The 18,361-nt window shown below is 67.9% G+C and carries 17 protein-coding genes; 14 read left to right on the top strand and 3 right to left on the bottom strand.

Annotated features, from left to right (window positions below; all coding sequences use genetic code 11):
* Positions 1 to 65 precede the first annotated feature (65 nt).
* From DCN14_RS34765 to DCN14_RS34750, 4 genes are all read left to right on the top strand, one after another.
* The gene (locus DCN14_RS34765; RefSeq protein WP_162826281.1) at positions 66 to 1,190 is read left to right on the top strand and encodes a porin; all 1,125 of its coding nucleotides are present in this window, start codon (positions 66 to 68) and stop codon (positions 1,188 to 1,190) included.
* A gap of 8 nt (positions 1,191 to 1,198) precedes the next feature.
* Complete coding sequence (locus DCN14_RS34760; RefSeq protein ID WP_240327458.1) at positions 1,199 to 1,501, top strand: LysR substrate-binding domain-containing protein; 303 nt, start codon at positions 1,199 to 1,201, stop codon at positions 1,499 to 1,501.
* A gap of 117 nt (positions 1,502 to 1,618) precedes the next feature.
* Positions 1,619 to 2,641, top strand: a complete 1,023-nt coding sequence (locus DCN14_RS34755; RefSeq protein WP_096504498.1) for an aldo/keto reductase — start codon at positions 1,619 to 1,621, stop codon at positions 2,639 to 2,641.
* 221 nt (positions 2,642 to 2,862) lie between these two features.
* Positions 2,863 to 4,080: an acyl-CoA dehydrogenase family protein gene (locus DCN14_RS34750; protein WP_096504496.1), complete on the top strand. Its 1,218-nt coding sequence runs from the start codon at positions 2,863 to 2,865 to the stop codon at positions 4,078 to 4,080.
* A 172-nt stretch (positions 4,081 to 4,252) separates the two neighbouring features.
* On the opposite strand, the gene DCN14_RS34745 is transcribed toward DCN14_RS34750, so the two are convergent.
* The gene (locus tag DCN14_RS34745) at positions 4,253 to 5,437 is read right to left on the bottom strand and encodes an LLM class flavin-dependent oxidoreductase (protein ID WP_240327509.1); all 1,185 of its coding nucleotides are present in this window, start codon (positions 5,435 to 5,437) and stop codon (positions 4,253 to 4,255) included.
* Between the two features lie 203 nt (positions 5,438 to 5,640).
* Positions 5,641 to 7,257 carry an ABC transporter substrate-binding protein gene (locus DCN14_RS34740; protein ID WP_096504492.1) on the bottom strand — a complete coding sequence of 539 codons (1,617 nt, stop codon included), beginning with the start codon at positions 7,255 to 7,257 and terminating at the stop codon, positions 5,641 to 5,643.
* Positions 7,258 to 7,544: 287 nt separating this feature from the next.
* Between DCN14_RS34740 and DCN14_RS34735 the strand changes: the two genes are divergently transcribed.
* The 5 genes from DCN14_RS34735 (at position 7,545) to DCN14_RS34715 (ending at position 13,401) form a co-directional block, all read left to right on the top strand.
* Entirely contained in the window at positions 7,545 to 9,149 is a 1,605-nt protein-coding gene (locus tag DCN14_RS34735; protein WP_096504490.1) for an ABC transporter substrate-binding protein, read from the top strand.
* A 24-nt stretch (positions 9,150 to 9,173) separates the two neighbouring features.
* A complete protein-coding gene (locus DCN14_RS34730) occupies positions 9,174 to 10,154 on the top strand; it encodes an ABC transporter permease (RefSeq protein ID WP_096504488.1) in 981 nt (326 codons plus the stop codon).
* Between the two features lie 37 nt (positions 10,155 to 10,191).
* Positions 10,192 to 11,160 carry an ABC transporter permease gene (locus DCN14_RS34725; RefSeq protein WP_096504486.1) on the top strand — a complete coding sequence of 323 codons (969 nt, stop codon included), beginning with the start codon at positions 10,192 to 10,194 and terminating at the stop codon, positions 11,158 to 11,160.
* Positions 11,161 to 11,169: 9 nt separating this feature from the next.
* Positions 11,170 to 12,891, top strand: coding sequence for an ABC transporter ATP-binding protein (locus DCN14_RS34720; RefSeq protein ID WP_096504484.1), 1,722 nt, complete (start codon positions 11,170 to 11,172; stop codon positions 12,889 to 12,891).
* A gap of 165 nt (positions 12,892 to 13,056) precedes the next feature.
* Positions 13,057 to 13,401: a DUF3088 domain-containing protein gene (locus DCN14_RS34715; RefSeq protein ID WP_096504816.1), complete on the top strand. Its 345-nt coding sequence runs from the start codon at positions 13,057 to 13,059 to the stop codon at positions 13,399 to 13,401.
* 74 nt (positions 13,402 to 13,475) lie between these two features.
* Here DCN14_RS34715 and DCN14_RS34710 read toward each other — a convergent pair whose 3' ends face one another.
* Positions 13,476 to 14,342 (bottom strand): LysR family transcriptional regulator, encoded by an 867-nt coding sequence (locus tag DCN14_RS34710; protein ID WP_096504814.1) that lies wholly within the window; start codon positions 14,340 to 14,342, stop codon positions 13,476 to 13,478.
* Positions 14,343 to 14,471: 129 nt separating this feature from the next.
* Between DCN14_RS34710 and DCN14_RS38215 the strand changes: the two genes are divergently transcribed.
* From DCN14_RS38215 to DCN14_RS34690, 5 genes are all read left to right on the top strand, one after another.
* On the top strand, positions 14,472 to 14,633 hold the full coding sequence (locus tag DCN14_RS38215; RefSeq protein ID WP_162826280.1) for a hypothetical protein: 162 nt from the start codon (positions 14,472 to 14,474) through the stop codon (positions 14,631 to 14,633).
* Positions 14,634 to 15,069: 436 nt separating this feature from the next.
* On the top strand, positions 15,070 to 15,549 hold the full coding sequence (bfr, locus tag DCN14_RS34705; protein ID WP_096504482.1) for a bacterioferritin: 480 nt from the start codon (positions 15,070 to 15,072) through the stop codon (positions 15,547 to 15,549).
* Between the two features lie 360 nt (positions 15,550 to 15,909).
* Entirely contained in the window at positions 15,910 to 16,335 is a 426-nt protein-coding gene (locus tag DCN14_RS34700; protein WP_096504480.1) for a transcriptional repressor, read from the top strand.
* A gap of 223 nt (positions 16,336 to 16,558) precedes the next feature.
* Positions 16,559 to 17,086: a sigma-70 family RNA polymerase sigma factor gene (locus tag DCN14_RS34695; protein WP_096504478.1), complete on the top strand. Its 528-nt coding sequence runs from the start codon at positions 16,559 to 16,561 to the stop codon at positions 17,084 to 17,086.
* Between the two features lie 3 nt (positions 17,087 to 17,089).
* Positions 17,090 to 18,103 carry a FecR domain-containing protein gene (locus DCN14_RS34690; protein WP_096504476.1) on the top strand — a complete coding sequence of 338 codons (1,014 nt, stop codon included), beginning with the start codon at positions 17,090 to 17,092 and terminating at the stop codon, positions 18,101 to 18,103.
* Positions 18,104 to 18,361 lie beyond the last annotated feature (258 nt).

Here is an 18,361-nt window from a genome sequence, read left to right as displayed (position 1 = left end):
AACGATATCGGTCCATTAACTTAGGTATCCATATGAATAATGCATGTCGGCGATTTTCAATATTGATGTCGGGCGGGCTGGCGTGTGTGGCCGCCGTCGGGCTTTCGACACGCGATGCGGCAGCGCAGGGCAGCGTCACGCTGTACGGGATCGTGGACGCGGGCGTCACGTGGGTCAGCAATGCCGGCGGCGCAAAGCAGGTGAAGTTCGACGACGGCATCTCGTACTTCAATCGGCTTGGCTTCAAGGGCGACGAAGATCTGGGCAACGGCCTGCATGCGGTATTCACGCTGGAATCCGGCTTCAGTCTGGGCTCGGGGCGCTTCTACGGCGGAGACGGATTCGGACGGCTCGCGTTCGTCGGGCTGAAAAGCGAGCAGGGAACGCTGACGTTCGGCAACCAGGCCGACATGACCAACGAGTTCGTCTATCTATACGATATCCCGTCGTGGGGGAGCGGCTACGCGATCGGCATGGGGGATTTCGCGAGGATGGAGGGCGATCACCTGACGAACGCGGTCAAATACTTGTCGCCGGACATTCACGGGCTGACCTTCGGCGGCATGTATGCGTTCGGCAACGTGGCCGGGAATTTCCATCAGGGAAGCGGATGGAGCGTCGGTGGGCGCTATACACACGGGGCCTTCAACGCGGGCGCCGCGTATACGGTGCTGAACAATCCGTCGGGGAGCTATGCGTTCGATCCGTATGCGATGCTCGGCACAGATACGTTTCTCGGGCAGCCGGTTGCGGCACGCGCGTCGGGCGGCGGTACGCCGACCGACCTGTATGCCTCGACGCCGTTCCCGGTCGACCGCCAGGCGACGCTCGGCGTCGGCGCCGCGTATACGATCGACAAGCTCACGTTGTCCGGGGACTTCACCTATACCGGGATCAAGGCGTTCGGCAAGACTTCCTACATGCGGGAGTTTCAGGGCGGAGCAGGGTACAACTTCACGCCGGCGCTGATCCTTTACGGCGGCGTGCAGCATACGCGCTTCGAAGGCCATCACTGGAACCAGGCGTCGCTCGGGCTGCACTATTTGCTGTCGGCGAGGACCGATGTTTACCTCTCCGGCGATTACCTTCGCGCGTCGTCGGGTGTCGACGCGGTCATCGGCTACAGCTTCACGCCTTCGTCGACGCAAACGCAGGCGGATGTCCGGATCGGGATGCGGCATTCGTTCTGACGGGCGTCGTGGGCGACAAACAGGAAAACGGCGGTGTCGTCGAACTGACCGAGGAGGTGCCGTACGTCGCCGTCGCGGCCAACCATCCGCTGAGCAGGAAGCCGTCGCTCGGCATCGCCGACCTGAAGCATGAAACGTGGGCCATCGACTCGACGTCGAGCGTATTCGGCGACTTCATCGCCGGCTTGTGCCGTCGTGCCGGGTACGAACCGCATATCAACGCCAAGTGCCGCGGCTTCGAGAGGGGCGGCGCGATGCCGACGTCGGGCGCGATCACGCGCACCCGCCCGCACGGCCGACAGAAACACTGAATTCCTTATGCCGATTCATCGTTAGGCGGACGGCCACCCGCGCGTTACGCTGACGGTTTTGCGCGCCCGCGGCGGCTGCCGGGCGCGCCGATCGTCACTTACCCGCGGAACAGGAACATGGAATATCGGCAGCTTGGACGCAACGGCATCAAGATCTCCACACTCACGCTCGGCACGATGATGTTCGGCGGCCCGACGTCGGAAGCCGACGCGCGTCGCATCATCGACAAGGCATTCGAGCAGGGCGTGAATTCGATCGATACCGCCGACGTCTATGCGGACGGCGAGTCCGAGCGGATCGTCGGCCGCGCGATCGCGTCCCGGCGCGACAGCTGGGTGCTCGCGACCAAGTTCGCGAACCCGCAGGGCGCGGGCCCGAACGACCGGGGCGCATCGCGCAAGCATGTCGTGCAGGCGGTCGAAGCCAGCCTGGCGCGCCTGAACACCGATTACATCGACGTGCTGTATCTGCATCGCGAGGATCACGACACGCCGGTCGAAGAGACCGTGCGCGCGCTGGGCGACCTGATCCGCGCCGGCAAGCTGCGCTATTACGGGCTGTCGAACCATCGCGCATGGCGGATCGCGGAGTTCAGTCACATCGCGCAGGCGCTCGGCATCGACGGCCCCGCCGCGAGCCAGCCGCTCTACAACATCGCGAACCGGCAGGCCGAAGCCGAGCAACTGACCGCCGCGCATCGCTACGGGCTGGGCGTGATTTCATACAGCCCGCTCGCGCGCGGCGTGCTGACCGGCAAATACGAACCGGGCGCGGCGCCGTCGGACGATACGCGCGCCGGCCGCAACGACCGGCGTCTGCTCGAAACGGAATGGCGGCCGGAGACGATCCAGCTCGCGAGGCGCGTGCAGGCGCATGCGCACGCGCGCGGCGTGCCGGCCAGCCAGTTCGCGCTCGCGTGGGTACTGAACAGCCGCTACATCACGTCGACGATCGCCGGGCCGCGCACCGAGGCGCAATGGGACGACTATCTGCCGGCGCTCGATTACCGGCTCGACGCCGACGACGAGGCCTTCGTCGACGCGCTCGTGCCGACCGGGCATCCGTCGACGCCGGGCTTCAACGATCCGGGCCACCCGTTCTTCGGCCGCGTGCCGCGCACCGGCGGCGCGCAGCGCTGACGGCGCGGCTATCCCGGCGAACGCATGACAAAAGCTGAAATCGGCGTTTCGCGCGCCGGGCGTGCGTTCTTATACGTTTCGCATTGCCCGCGCGGCCGCGCCGGTCGTATCGGTCGCACCGCCGGCAGCGATCTCCCTGCATCGCGCGCGTGCCCGCCATCGCTTCCCGGCGATGCGCGGCGCCATCGCGCCGCGAACCGACCTTCGCAAAGGACACCCGAATGAATGCCCCTCACGTCTTCGATGCGCGCGACCGCCTGAGCGGCGCGCTCGCCGCATTGCCCGAGCTTGCCGCCGCGATCGGCGTGGATGCCGCGCAGCGCGAGGCGCGGCGCGAACTGCCGTTCGAAGGCTTCCAGCTGTTTCGACGCTCCGCGCTCGGCGTGCTGCGCCTCCCGGTCGAACACGGCGGCCTCGGCGGCACGCTCGTCGACCTGTTCGACGTGATCGCCACGCTCGCCGCCGCGGATTCCAATCTCGCGCACGCGCTGCGCATCCATTACGACCAGACCGAAACGCTCCGCCTGTCGCCACGCTCGCCGTTCCACGACGTGCAGCTCGAGCGCGCGCGGGCCGGCGCGATCTTCGGCGGCGCATCGACCGAGCGCGGCACGTCGCGTCCGGGCGAGAACACGACGGTGCTGCGCAAGGACGGCGAGCACTACCGCGTGAGCGGCCGCAAGTACTACTCGACCGGCACGGCGTTCGCGGATTACGCGCGCATCAACGTGGTGGACGAGACGGGCGCATCCGTTGCCGCGATCATCCCGGTCGGGCGCGACGGGCTGCAGATCGCCGACGACTGGGACGGGATGGGCCAGCGGATGACGGCGAGCGGCAGCCTGCTGCTCGACGACGTGCAGGTGTTCGCCGACGAAGTCGCGCACCGCGACGGCACGACGCTCATCGGCCGTCACACCGGTGCGCTGCGTCAGCTCCATCTCGTCGCGGTCGGTGCGGGGATCGTCCGCAACGTCGTGGCCGATGCGCGCCACTACGTGCTGCAGCATGCGCGTCCGGCGCTGCACAGCCCGGCGCCGTCCGCGCGCGAGGATCTGCTGATTCAGCAGGTGGTCGGCGATCTGTCCGCGCATAGCCATGCGATCGACGCGCTGGTGCGCGAGAACGCGCGCGTGCTGGACCGTTCGGCGGACGCGATTCTCGCCGGCGCGCCGGATGCCGAGGCGCTCGTGCTCGATGGCGCGCTGGCCACCGCGCGCACCCAGCTCGTCGTCAGCAAACTCGCGCTGCATGCGGCGGAGCGGCTGTTCGAGGTCGGCGGCGCATCGGCAACCGGGCGCGTGCACAACCTCGATCGCCACTGGCGCAACCTGCGGACGATCTTCAGCCACAACCCGCTGCTGCACAAGGCGCGGGTCGTCGGCGACTACGAGCTGAACGGCGTGACCACCCACCTGACGGAAGGGCGGGTGTTCTGATCCCGGCGGCCACGCCGGCCGCGTGTCACGCGCCCGTGCCTGGCGATGCACGTCGCCGGGCCGTGGCGGCCTTTCCGCACGGCGATGCCGCGCGGCGTCGGGGCAGGGCAACGCAACGCGGCTACCGGCGTTGCGTCATCGGTCGGGTATCGTGTCGTGCGCGGTGGCGGCGTCAGTGCCGCAATCCGGCTTCGCGCAGCAGCGGCAGCACGCGCTCGCCGAAGAAATCGAGATCGGGCTTGAAGTCGTAGAAGCTCAACTGCACGCCGTCGATGCCGGCGCGATGCAGGCGCACGATGTAGTCCGCGACTTCCTCGGGCGACCCGGTGATCGAGATGTTGCCGCCGATCGCACGGGCGGCGGCCTGGGCGCGTTCCTCGAAGCCGCCGCGCCACGCGTGCGCGTCGCTGTCGAAGCGATGGAAGCTGCCTTCGTCCGCATGCGCGACGATCGCGTCGCGGTATGCGCGCGCTTCGGCCGGCGTTTCGCGGCAGATCACGAGCGGATTGATCAGCGTACGAATCGTCCGCCCGTGGGCCGCCGCCGCGGCCTTCACGCGCGCGGCGTGAGCGGGCAGCGCGGCCAGCGCGCGATCGATGTCCGGCCCGGCCGGGCTTGTGATGAACACGACGTCCGAATAGCGCGCGGCGAACGCGATGCCGGCGTCGGAGCCGGTCGCATTGATCAGCAACGGGCGGCCGTAGCGCGGCTTCGGCGTGACGAACGCACGGTTCAGGCGCCAGTTCGACAGCGCCGGCTCGAAGCTGAAGTTCTCCGGCTGGGCCCACAGCTGCTGCACCGCGTCGAGGAATTCGGCGGCGAGATCGTAGCGCCGGTCGTGCTCGATGCGGTGCCATCCGAACATTTCGTGCTCGATCGCACGATGGCCGGTCACGACGTTGATCCCCCAGCGTCCGCGCGAAATATGGTCGAGCGTCGCCGTGAACTTCGCGAAGTGCAGCGGATGCCACGGCCCGTACAGCACGTGGCTCGTGGCGGCGAGAATGATGCGCTCGGTGCGCGCGGTCAGCGCGGCGAGCGTCATGAACGAGTCGAGCGCCTGCCCGTCGAACACGCCGCCGTATCCGCCCTTCGGCAGCCACTGCGACAGCGCGAACACGAGGTCGAAGCCGAGCACCTCGGCCTTCTCGACGAGTGCGGCGTTGTAGTCGAACGACCAGTCGGTGCCGCGCGGCAGCGTCGACGCGCTCCAGCCGCCGGCCTGGATCGGCAGGAACAGCCCGAGCATCAGCGGCTGCGCGAACGCGCGCGACACGGGGCTGTCAGGGTAGGCGGCCGGCGAACGGACGTCGACGAAGGAAGACGGGGCGGCCGGCGCGACGCTGCGCTCGGCCAGTGGGGTGTCGCTCACGATGGGTGTCCTGTGCGGTGCGTCGCGCGGCATGCGCGATCGTTCGAACGGCGAAAGCGGCGCTGCCGCGACGATGCCGCGCGCAACGCGAAGTGCTGCGCTTGCGCGCCTGAAAAGTTAAGCATGCGAAGCATCGAATCGCCAAAGAACGAATTCTGATTTTCAATTGAGCGAGCCGGGCGCGCGGCTCATGCGGTGAGCCAGACGTCCGCGAGCGTGCCGTTCAACCCGGTGGCCGTCGTCGTGTGGTCGCGCACGCGGCGATTCGCGATCGTCACCTGCCTGAGCGCGACGAGGTTGATATCCGGCAACTCGTCTTCGACGATGCGCTGGAAGCGCTGGAACAGCTCGACCCGCTTTGCGGCATCCGGCTCGACGGCGGCGGCCTCCAGCAGCCGGTCGACTTCCGGGTTCGCATAGTGCGCGCCGTTCGAGAACGGCACGCCACGCTTGAAATTCTTCGACCAGTACAGCCGCTGCACGCCCGCGGTCGGATCGAAGAAATTGCCCATCGAATTGTTCGTGAAATCGAACGCGCGATCCGTATATACGCGGCGGATATAAGTCGGAAAATCCTGCGCGCGGATCGTCACGTCGATCCCGACGCGCGCCAGCGCGGATTTCACGTAATCGGCGACGCGCCGGAATCCGTCGCCGTACGGCAGGAAATCGTGCGTGAGCGCGAAGCGCTTGCCGTTGGTGCCGCGCGGGTAGCCCGCCGCGTCGAGCAGCGCTTCCGCGCGCCGCGGATCGAACGGATACGGCGACGGGCGCGGGTCGTGGAACGGCGAGCCGGGCGCGATCGGCGTCGGCGAGTCGACCGCGTAGCCGTACCAGATCGTGTTGCGGATCACCTTGCGATCGAGCGCATGCGCGATCGCCTGACGCACCGGCGGCTTGCCGAGCACCGGATGGTCGAGGTTGAACTCGATCCGCGTCTGCGTGATCGAGTATTCGTAGCCGCGCGTTTCCAGCTCGAGCGTCGGGTTCGCGCGCAACCGCGCGAGTTCCGACAGCGGCACCGGGCTCTCGCCGCCGAGATCGACCGCGCCCGACTCGAATGCGACCGCGCGGGCGGCGGAATCGGGGATGAACTTGACGATCAGCGTGTCGATGTACGGCTTGCCCGCATCCCAGTAGTCCGGATTGCGTTCGTACACGACGTGCGAGCCGCGCACCCACTCCTTGAAGCGGAACGGGCCGGTGCCGACCGGCGCCTGGTTGTTCGGGTGCGACGCGACGTTCTGCGCGGTCGCGTCCTTGTACAGATGCTTCGGCACGATCGGCGATTCGGCGGCGTCGAACGCGCGCAACAGATACGGCGACGGCTTCGACAGCACGACCACGACGGTCCAGTCGTCCGGCGTGCGCAATTCGGCGACGTTCGCGAACGTGCCGCGGCCGCGCGGATGCGCGCCCTTCAGCAAGCCGATCGAGAACGCGACGTCGGCCGACGTGAACGGCCGGCCGTCATGCCACTTGACGCCGCGGCGCAGCGTGAAGCGGTATTGCAGCCCATCCGGGCTGACCTGCCACGCGGTCGCGAGCTGCGGCTTCGGCTGCAGATCGAAGCCGTATGCGAGCAGCCCTTCGTTCGTCTTGGCGCTGGTCTTCAGCGTCGAGCCCGCCGTGTTCGCGATCGAAAGCAGCGTCGGCGGTTCCGGCTCGACAAGGAGCGTGAGCACGCCACCGCGACGGGGCGGCGCGCCGGCCGCCCGTGCATGGGGCACGGTGAACGAAAACGGAGCGGCGGCGATTAGCGTGCCGGTCAGCGCGACGAAGCGGCGGCGATCATGACGTGCCATGGGCGATAGCGGTAGGGGCGAGTGAAGGGTGGCCACATGGTGCGTCGTTCGCGGCGGCCGCCGAACCAAGCATTTTTGCTATGGATAGCACGCATGGGCAGGGTGCCGCGCGGGCGCCGGAAGCGGTGCGTCCGCGGCGGAGCGAGCCTGTCGCCGCGCCCGGGCGTCATAACGATAGCTGCAACGATTGGTTCGTCCGTCGGGATCCGGTTGCTAGGATTTTTCGTCCGCCTGCCGTGTTCGACGTGCCAGGCTTCACATGATCCCGGCAACCGGAACGTTATCGAATGGCACGTCTGACCCGTCGCGAGTTTCTCATTGCATCCGGCGCCGCACTCGCGGGCCCGGCGCTGCCGTCGGTCGCCGCGACGCAGGCCCCCGGCGGCGCGCGGGCGCGCGGCGGCACGCTGAACGTGCTGATCAATCCCGAACCGCCGGTGCTGGTGTCGCTGTTCCAGACGACCGGGCCGACGCTCGCCGCCAGCTCGAAGGTGCACGACGGCCTGCTCGCGTACGACTTCGACCTGCAGCCGAAACCGCAGCTCGCGACCGCGTGGCAGGTCAGCCCGGATGGGCTGCAATACCGCTTCACGTTGCGGCGCGGCGTCAAGTGGCATGACGGCCGGCCGTTCACGTCGGCCGACGTCGCGTTTTCGATCGGCCTGCTCAAGCAGGTGCATCCGCGCGGGCGCAGCACGTTCGCGAACGTGACGAAGGTGCTGGCGCCCGATCCGGCCACCGTCGTCGTCGAGTTGTCGAAGCCGGCGCCGTTCCTGATCCGCGCGTTGTCGGCCGGCGAGTCGCCGATCGTCGCGAAGCACCTGTACGAGTCGGGCGACCCGCTGTCCAATCCGCACAATCACGCGCCGGTGGGCACCGGCCCGTTCCGCTTCCGGTCATGGACGCGCGGCGCGAGCATCGTCTACGAGCGCAACCCGGACTACTGGGACGCCGGCAAGCCGTACATCGACGCGCTCGTGTACCGGGTGATCCCGGATCCCGCCGCACGCTCCGCAGCTTTCGAGACGGGCGCGCTCGACCTCGGCGGCGAGAATCCCGTTCCGCTGACCGACCTCGCGCGCCTGACGCAGTTGCCGCACCTCGCCGTCGAGACGCGCGGCTACCGCTTCCTCGCGCCGCAGTCCGAAATCGACTTCAATCTCGATCACCCGATCCTGAAGGACCGGCGCGTGCGCCAGGCGATCGCGCATGCGATCAACGTGCAGGTCGTGCAGAATACCGTGGCCTACGGTTACGCGGACGTGTCCACCACGCCGATCACGCCTGCCTCGCCGTATCACGACGCGCAACTCGCGCCGGTTCCGTTCGATCCCGCCGCGGCCGGGAAGCTGCTCGACGCGGCGGGCTACCCGCGCGGCCCGGGCGGCACGCGCTTCGCGCTGACCCACGACTACCTGCCGTACGGCGACCTGTATCGCCGGCAGGCCGACTACGTCAAATCCGCGCTGGCGCGCATCGGGATCGACGTGACGGTCCGCTCGCAGGATCTGCCGTCGTTCCTGAAGCGCGTGTACACCGATCGCCAGTTCGACTTCACGAGCATCGGCGTGAACACGCTGTTCGATCCGAGCGTCGGCGTGCAGCGGCTGTACTGGTCGAAGAACATCCGGCCCGGCGTGCCGTTCTCGAATGCGCCGCACTACAGCAATCCGGACGTCGACCGTCTGCTCGAAGCGGCCTCCGTCGAAATCGACGAACGCCGCCGCGTCGTGCTGTACCGGCAGTTTCAGGAAGCGGTCAGCCGCGACCTGCCGATCCTGAACCTGATCGCACCGCGCATGGTGACGCTCGCGAATCGCCGCGTGCACGACCACACGGTGACGGCGCAGGGGCTCGAAGGCAATCTCGCCGACGTGTATCTGAGCGCCTGACCAAGAGCAAGAGGAGCGCCTCCGATGAATCGACGCGCACGCTGGCACACGATCGTGCGCCGCACCGCGTGGCAGGCCGTGCCGACCGTGGTCGGCATCGTGATCGTCAATTTCTTCCTGCTGAAGCTGATGCCGGGCGACGCGGCCGACGTGATCGCCGGCGAGGCCGGCTCCGCGACGGCCGAGACGATGACCCTGCTGCGCGCGAAGTTCGGGCTGGATCAGCCCGTCTTCCACCAGCTCGCCGCGTACCTCGCGAATCTGTCGCATTTCAGCCTCGGCTATTCGCCGCGCTACGACATGCCGGTGATGCAGCTGATCCTGTCGCGCCTGCCGAACACGCTGCTGTTGATGGGCGTCGCGCTGTCGTTCGCGCTCGTCGTCGGCCTCGCGCTGGGGGCCGTGATGGCGCACTGGGCCGGCAAATGGCCGGACCGCGTGCTGTCCGTGTTCGCGTTGCTGTTCTATTCGACGCCCGGCTTCTGGATCGGCCTGCTCGCGATCGTGCTGTTCTCGGTGCGCCTCGGCTGGCTGCCGAGCGGCGGCAACGTGACGATCGGTGCGCATGCGGGCGGCGTGGCGTATCTGGCCGACGTCGGCCGGCACGTGTTGCTGCCGGCGCTGACGCTGTCGACCTTCTTCGTCGCGATCTATGCGCGGCTCACCCGCGCGGCGATGCTCGAAGTGCAGCGGCAGGATTTCGTGCGCACGGCGCACGCCAAGGGGCTGCATCCGTGGCGCGTCACCGTCGGCCACGTGTTGCGCAATGCGCTCGTGCCGCTGACCACCGTCGTCGGCATGCATTTCGGCACGCTGCTCGGCGGCGCGGCCGTCACCGAAACCGTCTTCAGCTGGCCGGGGCTCGGCCGGCTCGCGCTCGATGCGGTGCTCGCGCGCGATTTCAGCGTGCTGCTCGGCGTGCTGCTGCTGTCGTCGATGCTGGTGATCGTCGCGAACGCGCTGGTGGACCTGTTGCAGGCATGGCTCGACCCGCGGGTCGAGTAAGGCATTTTCCGTCGTTGTTCTCGCGCAGAGGAGTGCAATGCGTACCGATTCGTCGAATTTCGATTCCGCCGCCGCTCACGCCGGGGCGCCCGGTTCGCCGTGGCGGCGCCAGCTTGCCGGCGCGCTGTTCGGCCGCCGTGGGGCAGGCGCGCCCGTGGCCGGCCCGGCGCGGCCGGGCGCGTGGCGGCTGTTGCTGCGCAATCCGTCGGCGTGCGCGGGGCTCGTGCTGCTGGCGGCGTTCGTCGTGCTCGCGATCGCCGCGCCGACGCTGTTTCCGGGCGATCCGCTCGACATGGTCGCGACGCCGTTCGAATGGCCGGGCGCCGATCCGCAATACTGGCTCGGCACCGACTCGCTGGGCCGCGACGTCGCGGCCGGCATCGCGCACGGCACGCGCGTGTCGCTGCTGATCGGCGCGGCGTCGGCCGCGATCGGCCTGGCGATCGGGACGCTGGTCGGCGCGATCGGCGGCTACTTCGGCGGGATCGTGGACAACGTCCTGGTGCGCGTGACCGAGCTGTTCCAGACCGTGCCGTCGTTCCTGCTCGTGATCGTGATCGTCGCGATCGGCCGGCCGGACGTCGTCGTGATCGCGCTCGCGATCGGCATCGCGTCGTGGCCGACCGTCGCGCGGATCGTGCGGGCCGAGTTCCGGACCCTGCGGCGCGCGGACTTCGTGATCGCCGCGCGCACGCAAGGCTTCGGCGACGCGCGCATCATCGTCGGCGAGATCCTGCCGAATGCGCTGCCGCCCGTGATCGTCACGGCGTCGGTGATGGTCGCGAGCGCGATCCTGATCGAATCGTCGCTGTCGTTCCTCGGCATGGGCGACCCGAACGTGGTGAGCTGGGGCGCGATGATCGGCTTCGGCCGCGACTCGCTGCGCACCGCGTGGTATCTGACCGCGATCCCGGGCGCCGCGATCGTCGTCGCCGTGCTCGCGCTCAATCTGCTCGGCGACGGGCTCAACGATGCGCTGAACCCGCGCCTGCGGCACCGCCACTGAGGAGCGACGATGGCCACGCTGCTTGAAGTGCGCGACCTGTGCGTCGGATTCGGCGCGCACGACGCGGTGCGGGGCGTGAGCTTCGACATCGCGGCCGGCGAGACGCTCGCGCTCGTCGGCGAATCCGGCTGCGGCAAATCCGCCACCGCGCTGTCGCTGATGCGCCTCGTGCCCGAGCCGGGCCGGGTGACGGGCAGCATCCGGTTCGACGGGCAGGACCTGCTCGCGCTGAAGCCCGCCCGGATGCGCGACCTGCGCGGACGGCAGATCTCGATGATCTTCCAGGAGCCGATGACGTCGCTCAATCCGGTGCTGCCGATCGGCGCGCAGATCGTCGAGACGTTGCGCCAGCACGCGCCGCTGTCGCGCCGCGCCGCGCACGCGCGGGCCGTCGAACTGCTCGACCTGGTGCGGTTGCCGGAGCCGCAGCGCCGCGTGTTCGACTATCCGCACGAGCTGTCCGGCGGGCAGCGCCAGCGCGTGATGATCGCGATCGCCGTCGCCTGCCGCCCGCGCCTGCTGATCGCCGACGAGCCGACGACCGCGCTCGACGTGACGATCCAGTCGCACATCCTCGCGCTGCTGGATACGCTGCGGCGCGAACTGTCGATGTCGTTGCTGCTGATTACCCACGATCTCGGCGTCGTCGCCGATCACGCGGACCGCGTCGCGGTGATGCTGGCCGGCCGCAAGGTGGAAGAGGCGCCGGCGGCGGAGTTGTTCGCGCGGCCGCGCCATGCGTACACGCGCGGGCTGCTCGGCGCGTCGCTGAATCTCGCGGACGATCTGCACTATCGCGGCTGGACGCTGCCGGAAATCCGCCACGGCGCAAGCGATGCGGAGGGCGGTTTCACCGTCGTGCCGCGCGCGGCGCGCACGACGCCGCACGTGTCGCCGGTGCCTGCGGTTTCGGCCACGCGCACGCCGGCCGCGAACGATCCGCCGCCGTTGCTGGCGGTACGCAACCTGAGCGTCGACTATGCACAGCGGCAGTCCAGGGCGCCGCTGCGCGCGGTGGACGACGTCTCGTTCGACATCGCGCGCGGCGAATCGGTCGGCCTCGTCGGCGAGTCGGGCTGCGGAAAATCGACGCTGTCGCGGGCGATCCTGCGCGTCGCGCCGGTTGCGCAAGGCGAGATCCGGCTGAACGGCACGGATCTCGTGCCGCTCGACGAGCGCGCGCTGCGCCCGTTGCGGCGGCAGGTTCAAATGGTGTTCCAGGATCCGTATGCGTCGCTCAATCCGCGCCGCACGGTCGAGCAGATTCTCGATACGACGCTTGCCGTCAACGGCGTGACGGACGCCGCGGCGCGCCGTTCGCGGGTGCGGACGATACTGGAGCGCGTGCGCCTGCCGTCGACCGCGCTCGGCCGGTTTCCGCACGAATTCTCGGGCGGGCAGCGGCAGCGGATCGCGATTGCGCGGGCGCTGGTGCTCGAACCGTCGCTGCTGATCTGCGACGAACCGGTGTCGGCGCTCGACGTGTCGATCCAGGCGCAGATCCTGAACCTGCTGGTCGACCTGAAGGCGCAGCTCGGTCTCGCGTTCCTGTTCATTTCGCACGACCTGTCGGTCGTCCGCTACATCGCGGATCGCGTGCACGTGATGCAGCGCGGACGAATCGTCGAGAGCGGCGATCATCTCGAGCTCTGGCGCGCGCCCCGGCATCCGTACACACGGACGCTGCTCGACGCGATACCGGGGAGCAGCCGCGACGCGCGCGTGGCCTGAAGCGGAGCTGCGCGCTCGCATATCGATCGAAGCATTCGTTGGTTGGCAGGTGCCGGCGCCGCGCATAGAGTCGCGAATCCGGCCGCCGGCCGGCGCGGGCCGTGAACGGACGATGCGCAGCGAGTCCGGACGCGGCGCCTCGAACCCACCTGGGAGTTGATTGCGATGAGTCGAGACGTATTGTTTCTGCTGGAGCCGGGCTTCAGTGATCCGAAGTATCCGGGCGAGCGCTTCGTCTGCCCGCACGGGCTGTCGATCGAAGGGTTGCTCGCGAGCGATCCGGCACGCGCCGCGCGCGTCGACGTGAGGCGCGTCGGGTTCGAGCGACCGCGCCATGCGGTGATCGACGCACTCGACGACGCCCATCAGGGGCTGCCGGTGCTCGTGCTCGGCAGCGACCAGCCTGCGCCGGACGATGCCGGGACGCTCGGCGACGTCCGCTTCGTCAACGACGCGCGTCGCATCGTCGAGCTACTGGCCGAGCGCCACGGTTTTCCGAAGGTGCATTGACGAAACCGGATGCCGTGGCCGGCCGATGCGGTACGTCGGGCGGCCAGGGTTGACGGTCATGGCGTGCCGGCCGCTCAGGCCGTGACCGCGCGCGCAGGCGCCGAGCGGAACGCGCTGACGAGCGTGCGCAGCGCCGCGCGCACCTGTGCGTCGGTGGTCGCCGAATACAGCACGACGTCGCGGGTCGGCAGCGGCGGCAGCCCGAGCCGCGGACCGACATCCTCGGTACCCGGCGGCGCGACGCGGCACGCGAGCGGCGCGACTGCCAGCCCCGCCTGCACGGCGGCCGCGATCGTGCCGATCCCGCCACCGACGAATACCTCGACCCACGGCACGCCGGCGGCCTGCAGCGCGCTGACCGCCATTGCCCGTATGCGGCACGGCGCGGCCTGCGTCGCGAGCCGCAGCGGCTCGCCGTCCCGCTGCGTCCAGCCGGGCGCCGCCATCCATCCGAACGGTTCGGCCTGCAGCGTATCGCCGTCGCGCCGGCTGTCGTCGTGGCGCAGCACGAATGCCGCATCGAGCTCGCCGCGATCGAAATCGGCCTCGATGTCGCGCGAGCTCGAGACCCGCAGTTCCACCAGCAGCCCCGGATCCGCGCGATGCACGTGGCCCAGCAGCAGCGGCAGGTCGGGGCCGACGATGTGATGGCTGATTCCCACCTTCAGCGTCGTGCGTTCGCGGGTCAGCGCGCCGAGCGCGTCGTCATGGGCCTGCAACAGCGCACGCGCGGCGCGCAGGAAGATCTCGCCTTTCGGCGACAGTCGTACCATCCGCGGCGTCCGTTCGATGAGCCGGTGGCCGAGCCGGTCTTCCAGACGCTTCACTTTCAGGCTGACCGTCGATTGCGTGCTGTCGAGCGCGTCCGCCGCGCGCGTGAAGCTGCGCAAGTCCGCGACCAGGACGAACGCGTGCACCGCGTCGAGATCGAGTGTCTTCATCGGATCCATTTGGCTTCTTCATCACTGAAATAGCGCGCAGCCCATGTTGCGCGCGCGAGTGCCGTGACACGCTAGCGCTCATCGACGGGCTTGGCAAGCGAGCCCGCACCCTTCCCGCAAGGAGCCGAGATGCCGTACCGTACCGATACCGTCGCGCGGGCCGCTGCCGAACGCGACGACGACACGCTCGCATGGCGCGTGCTGGGCGCACACGTGGCGGGCCTCGTGCTGGGCGCGGCGATCGTCGCTGCTGCGACGACGCTCGTCTGCGGCGCGCTCCGCGTGTGGTGAAAGAGCAGGAGACGACGCGGATCGGCGGCGTACCGGCTGCGTCGGCGCGGTTGGGCGTAGCGGTTCTCGAAACGGCGGCTATCGCCGGCTCGACGGCTCGCAACGTTGGGCACCTTCCGATCGATATGGCTGCGCGAGTCCGCCGGCAGTCCCGAGCCGGCACGATCGAACGCGCCCGCCCGGCGCCGGACGACATGAGTGCGCCAGGCGTTCGCGCACGGCCGTGGAGGTTGCGGGAAAAACGTAAAGCGAATCGAAATCATTCGTACTGCGAGGCGATATGCATCGTCACGCCGCCCGTATTTCCGGGCTTCGAGCGTGGCATATCCCGAGGCCGTCCGATGCGCGCAGAAGTCGTTTGCGGATGGGCCGGTCACGGACTACTGTAGGTTCTGGACGTGTCGTCCACCTGCACGGGCCGAACGGGAGAACTGCGATGAAAGGCGACAAGAAGGTCATCGAATACCTGAACGCTCAACTGAAGAATGAACTGACGGCGATCAACCAGTATTTCCTGCATGCGCGTATGTATTGTCATTGGCAACTCGACAAACTGGGCAAGCACGAATACGAGGAGTCGATCGGCGAGATGAAGCATGCGGACGCACTCATCGAGCGCATCTTCATGCTCGACGGGTTGCCGAATCTTCAGGATCTGCACAAGCTTCTCATCGGCGAGCACACGGAAGAAATTCTCGAATGCGACCTGAAGCTCGAGCGCGTGGCACAGGCAACCAGCAAGGAAGGGATCGCGTACTGCGAATCGGTGCAGGATTACGTGTCGCGAGAAATTCTCGAGAACATTCTCGACGATACCGAAGAGCACATCGACTGGCTGGAGACGCAGCTGGAACTGGTCCAGAAGGTCGGTATCCAGAACTACCTGCAGTCCGGGATGACCTCGCTCGACGCGTGAATCCACGGCGCACGCTCGCCGGGAGCGAGGCTGTGCCCGCCAGGGCGGCGCGGTTCTGCAACACCCGCCGTCCGGCTGAACCCCCGTTAAACGCGTCAGACGATCGCCGCCTGAGCGCGACGCAATACGGCATCGTGATCGCCGGCGGATCCGGGTGCGTATCGACCGCAACCCGATCACCGCGCGCACTCGACTGATTTGTCCGCATATCGAATCTCAAGGCGCGCCGGCGAGTCACGGCTCATGGATGCGGGGACATCCATGGCCCGTCTCCATGCCCGGAGTGGGGCGATACCGGCCTTAACGAACGCTTAAGCATGCGCGGCACATGATGCAGCGGGGAATTTCTCATATAAGACAATGAAAGCCATTTACATGGAACTGGCCCGGGTGGGGATACGGCCGACGGTCAGTCGATTCAGCGTATTGAAGTTGTTTCGCGAGCATCCCGCGACGCATTTCACCGTCGAGCAGATCTACCGGATGTTGTCCGGCGGCCCGGAGCCATTCAGCCTTGCAAGCACCTACCGGACCCTGGCCACGTTTATCGACAGCGGGCTCATTACCAGTGCGTCGCTGGGTGATTCGCGCGTCGTGTATGAACTGAACCACGGCAAGCGTCACCACCATCTCGTTTGCCGCCGATGCGCGGCAATTTGCGATCTCGTCGAAGACGAACTGGACCGGCAATTCGAACGCGTCGCGTCCGGGCATCGCTTCAAGTATCAGACCGCATCGCTGGTGATCACCGGGGTATGTTCCGACTGCCAGGCGAAGGGCGGCTGATTCGACCGGTCGGCCAGAGCATCGCCCGGTGTGACGTCGCCGCACCGGGCCAAACGCGCGAACGCTTACCAAAATGTCTGACGAATCAACGCGCGCGACGTCCATTACAAGATACGGCCCTTAATTGCAAAACATTGCGTAAACGTATTGAATTGGTTTATAAACCGGAATGATTCTTATTCATCTTCTCGTCTCGCGCTTCTAAAGCCGAAAGGGTCGTTTCATGTCCGCCGCTCCATTCGCCGTGCACCAGGATGTGCAGGCTCTCTACCGCGACCACCACGGCTGGTTGCAGGGATGGCTGCGCAGGCGGCTGGGTAACGCGTTCGATGCGGCCGATCTTGCCCAGGACGCGTTTCTTCGCCTGATCCTGAAGCCGGCGCCCAAGGGTTTCGACAACGATGCCGAGGCACGGGCGTATCTGCGGACGATGGCGCAGGGCATGTGCATCGACCTGTTCCGTCGCCGCCAGGTCGAGCAGGCCTGGCTCGACGCGCTTGCCGCGCTGCCGGCGCCTTGCGAGCCGTCGCCCGAATCCCGCGCGATCGTGATCGAGACGCTGATGGAAATCGGCGCGCTCATCAGCCGTCTGACGGACAAGGCGAGGGACGCGTTCGTCATGGCGCAGATTCATGGCCTGTCGACCCGCGAGATCGCGGCCGAACTGGGCGTGTCCGACCGCATGGTGCAGAAGTATCTCGCGCAGGCGATGCTGCAGCTGGCGCTGATCGACGCCGGCCTCAAGCACTGACCGATGGCCGCCTCGCCGTCTTCATCCGCCGCCGAATCCGGCGTCCAGACCGATTTCGAAAGCCTCGAACAGGCCGCCAACTGGTATGCGCTGCTGCATGCCGACGGCGGCGGCAGCGAGCGCCGCGCCGCCTGGGCGCAGTGGCTGGCGGAGCGCCCGGAACATCGATGCGCGTGGGCACACGTCGAAGCGGTCAGCCGCCGGTTCGAGCCGCTGAGGGGAGAAAGCCGGGGCGAGCGCAATGCCGCCGCGGCAGCCGTGCACGTGTCCGCCACCCGTTCCGCGAGCCGGCGCCACGTGCTGGGCAGTCTCGCGGCGCTCGCCGGAACCGGCCTGGCCGGCTGGCTGGCATGGCGCTTCACGCCGCTGCAGGATCGCATCGTTGCATGGCGATCGGACTACCGCACCGGTGTCGGCGAGCGGCGCGACGTACAGCTTGCCGACGGCACGCGTGTCTGGCTGAACACGGACAGTGCATTCGATGTGCGCTATGACGGCACGCGACGCCTCCTGACGCTGACGATGGGCGAAATCCTCATCGATACGGCCAGGGACAGCCAGGGGCGGCCGTTCTTCGTCGATACGCCGAATGGCTGGATGCAGGCGCTCGGCACCCGATTCACCGTACGGCAATCCGGCACGCACACGCTGCTGGCCGTGTTCGACGGCCGCGTCGAAATTCGCAACCGGGCCGGGCACGTCGAAATCGTGCCGGCCGGTCAGCAGCGGCAGTTCACGGCGGACGCGATCGATGCGCCGGAGCGGGCCGATCCCGCGCGCGAAGCATGGTCGCGCGGCGTGATCCTCGCCGACGACGTCGCGCTCGGCGCGCTGATCGCCGAGCTGGACCGTTATCAGCATGGGCATATCGGCGTCGATCCCGCGGTGGCCGGCATTCGCGTGGTCGGCCGTTTTCCGGCCGACGATCCCGACCGGATGCTCGCGATGCTCGAGCGCGATTTGCCGATCCGCGTGCGCCGCACGTTGCCGTGGTGGGTGTCGATCGAAGCGCGCTGACCGGTGCGATGCCGGCGGCAAGGTGACGGCTCCGACGCGCGCTTCGCGTCGTCGCAAAAAAATTTCAGATTCTAGTTCGCATTTCCGGGCGTCATCCGATTAACAGATGAAAGAGGACCATTCGGAGATCAATCAGTGCTCTGAATGCCGACCCGGCGCCACGAGGCCGAGCATCCGCTCCGGTCTGGCGCTGCCTGCTTCCGGACGAATCCGGGCGCAACCAGGCAGCGTCGGGATGGCGACAGTCGCAGCCAGCAT

Origin of the sequence: Burkholderia sp. IDO3 (genome assembly GCF_003366075.1) — a bacterium.
GTDB lineage: Bacteria > Pseudomonadota > Gammaproteobacteria > Burkholderiales > Burkholderiaceae > Burkholderia > Burkholderia anthina.
Note: the sequence above shows the minus strand (reverse complement) of the source record. Positions and strands in the feature narration are given on the sequence as shown.